The organism is Nostoc sp. UIC 10630 (assembly GCF_010747425.1).
Taxonomy (GTDB): domain Bacteria; phylum Cyanobacteriota; class Cyanobacteriia; order Cyanobacteriales; family Nostocaceae; genus Nostoc.
Genome location: NZ_JAAGOG010000400.1, coordinates 1 through 2334, shown reverse-complemented (window position 1 = coordinate 2334; position 2334 = coordinate 1). Strand labels below are relative to the sequence as shown.

Below are 2334 nucleotides of genomic sequence, written 5' to 3'. Positions count from 1 at the left end.
TATCCGACACACGACCTTTGATTTCCCCACCCTTCAAATGTACGGAGCTTTTTCAGAAATCAAATATTAGTCCTATATATTGGGTTGAAAGCGTATCGCTGTCTATCACCTTTTGTCGCTGTGGTTGTAGGAAGAGTCGGAGTTCACGACTATAACTATATTAGTGTTCTTGGTTGCGATCGCCAAATAAATAGAGCTACCTAAAAAAACTGAAAGCTTTAGTATTTCTACTGCTGTATATTTATTCGAGCGTCTTTATTTTTATAGATTTATCTTTCAAACCTTCTTCAACCATTTTTTTGGTGTCTATTGACCAGCTTTTACCAGACTGGCCTCCCATAAGAGACCAGCGAATCCAACCTACAGAAGGGTTTTCAGGGTTGTACCACCCTGGATCGTCCATGTCTGGTTTGAATTTCTCAAAAAAATCCACCATTGTATTGATATCTTCAAGGATCAGAGGTTTTTGTTGTGCGATTGCTTCAGCTAAGGTCAAATTTTTACCACCACCGAACTTTCTATGTAATGCAAGTCCGCGTAGTGCTGGCATACTTGCTGCTGGTGGCACGATGAGTTCAATTTCTCTGACTTCACTTTCTTTGACTTCACTTTCGCTGCATAAAAGAGATAAATGGAGCATTTCAAGTTGAACTTGAAAAAGTAATGTATTCATTTTTATTTACCGTAATTTTGGAGGGTTAAATTTCTAATCTCCAAACTACCAAAGATTAGAAAGCATTGTCTTGTACAAACTGCTTGTAGGTAAACCACTCTCTACACTGAATGCGATCGCACTTTCTCTCCTCACGCAGCCCAATCTTTACAGAGTAACTCTGCCTCTTGCAGGACTGTCACCATCGCTTTCTCTTGCTTTTCGGGTGGATAGCCGTATTTCCGCAGTAGGCGCTTGACTAAGCGGCGCAGATTGGCTTTGACGCTTTCTTTTTGTATCTAGTCTATGGTAACGTTGCGGCGAACTGTATCTACAAGGTCACGAGCGATCGCATCGCCTAATACTTGGACTGAGGTATCAGTTAAATCCAAGGCATCGTAAAAAGCTAGTTCATCTTCAGGCAATCCCAAGCTTTCGCCTCCCTTTGTCGCTTCATGGCTTGGAATAAACCGACTTCATCCCGAATGCGATCGCATTATCACTGCAACTGCACAAAGCAAAGGCTTGTTTATCTATGTAAATACTGTGCAAAAATGGTGCATCAAATCCTGTTAGCAACATATCCCGCACAATTATTAATTTCATAAGTAAGCCAAAACGGCAATATTATTCTTCCACTGACACCTATTACCACCCTTCAGAAAGGCGCTCGATTATATCCCTTCTTCCCAACACTTTCTCGCAAGTTTCCCACCCTGCTCCTTCAGGCTGAACCGTGCTTCCGTAACGGAGGTCGAAAGCATTAGCCTGCTTTTTTCGCTCAGTAAACTGGCTCAGGTGTTCTTCGAGGGTCTCGATTTCATCAATCCAAGTGTCTTCGATGGTATCAGGCAAGGAGCCAAAAAGGTCGTAGCGGTCTTTCATTCGTCTCGATAGAACCTCGTAGACTTTCTCATCATTGGTATCGTGATACACCAGGTTCAGCATATCGACCCGATCGCGGGTCTGTCCAAAGCGTTTTATCCGCCCGATACGCTGTTCCAGACGAGAGGGATTCCAGGGTAAATCTACGTTGATGAGTGTACCAAGGGTCTGAAGGTTCAGACCTTCACAGGCAGCATCGGTAGCGACGACCAATCGGATGGTTCGATCGCGCACTGCTTTCTTAATGTCTTCACGCTCAACACTTCGCCATTCACCGCCGTAGAACAGTCCGGACTTACTTGCCCCTGCATAAAGTGCCACCTGTTCTTGTGGAAGTCGAGCCGTCAGGCTTTTGGCGACCCAGTATGCGGTGTCATAGTACTGACTGAAAATGATACTTCCAAGATTCAGCCAACCTCGTTCGGTCAAGAAATAAAAAACAGCATCAAGCTTAGGATCGGTCAGCTTCTGACTCAGGAAATGGACGATACGCTCCAAGTGATGGCGCTCTTCGTCGATAATCTCCGGAAAAGTTTCCATCATAAGCAAAGCCTCTTCGTTCTCTTCGCTGTTTTGAATTCGCTTGTCGAGAAGCTTTTTTGCCGTCGATAATCCACTTGCAATACTTGAGCAAATCCGACTTTGCATCATTGTTTTCATGAAGCCAGCGGAGCGTATTCTTTTGCGGAGAGCGACCGTAAATTCCGTTGCAGCTTCATACTGGACTTTGGACTAAAAGGCTAGAGAAAAGCAGTCAGCAGTAACACTGACTGCCGTAAAGTCAATGAAAGTAATCG

At 44.2% G+C, this 2334-nt stretch carries 3 protein-coding genes and 1 pseudogene; all 4 read right to left on the bottom strand.

All coding sequences use genetic code 11. The features are described 5' to 3' along the window. Nucleotides 1-241: 241 nt before the first annotated feature. The 4 genes and pseudogenes from G1O98_RS37900 to G1O98_RS37885 all read right to left on the bottom strand — a co-directional run bounded on the left by G1O98_RS37900 (nucleotide 242) and on the right by G1O98_RS37885 (nucleotide 2197). Entirely contained in the window at nucleotides 242-673 is a 432-nt protein-coding gene (locus G1O98_RS37900) for a hypothetical protein (RefSeq protein ID WP_163939561.1), read from the bottom strand. A 131-nt stretch (nucleotides 674-804) separates the two neighbouring features. Next, nucleotides 805-1077: pseudogene (locus tag G1O98_RS37895) on the bottom strand (type I restriction enzyme endonuclease domain-containing protein). Between the two features lie 28 nt (nucleotides 1078-1105). Next, nucleotides 1106-1258 carry a hypothetical protein gene (locus G1O98_RS37890; RefSeq protein WP_163939559.1) on the bottom strand — a complete coding sequence of 51 codons (153 nt, stop codon included), beginning with the start codon at nucleotides 1256-1258 and terminating at the stop codon, nucleotides 1106-1108. A gap of 42 nt (nucleotides 1259-1300) precedes the next feature. Continuing rightward, nucleotides 1301-2197 carry a helicase-related protein gene (locus G1O98_RS37885; RefSeq protein WP_202985856.1) on the bottom strand — a complete coding sequence of 299 codons (897 nt, stop codon included), beginning with the start codon at nucleotides 2195-2197 and terminating at the stop codon, nucleotides 1301-1303. Between the last annotated feature and the right edge of the window lie 137 nt (nucleotides 2198-2334).